Genomic DNA, 233 nt, shown 5'->3' with positions numbered 1-233 from the left:
CTACGCATCGGTGGATGAGATTCGCCAATATTACCACCCTGATCGAACTGGGATGGTGGAAGATGTCATACTAGATGCTATTGGTGGCATAATCGGAATAGCAATTATCATTTACTGGAGAAAGCGATTTTGGTTTAAAAAAACAATTCAGACAAAAACAACTGAGTAACCTTCTACGCCTACCAATCGTGAAATAACAAGCCAAGCCATAGCACATATAAATTACTATGAAA

Annotated in this window: 1 protein-coding gene; it reads left to right on the top strand. The window is 38.6% G+C overall.

Going from position 1 to position 233, the window contains the following annotated elements; genetic code table 11:
• Window positions 1-10: 10 nt before the first annotated feature.
• Window positions 11-169: a VanZ family protein gene (locus tag AOA62_RS32645; RefSeq protein WP_368665704.1), complete on the top strand. Its 159-nt coding sequence runs from the start codon at window positions 11-13 to the stop codon at window positions 167-169.
• Window positions 170-233: the final 64 nt, after the last annotated feature.

This window comes from Pseudomonas sp. 2995-3, assembly GCF_002742565.1.
In the GTDB taxonomy this organism is placed as follows: Bacteria; Pseudomonadota; Gammaproteobacteria; order Pseudomonadales; family Pseudomonadaceae; genus Aquipseudomonas; species Aquipseudomonas edaphica.
The sequence above is the reverse complement of the archived record's forward strand: the minus strand, read 5'-3'. Positions and strand labels throughout refer to the sequence as shown.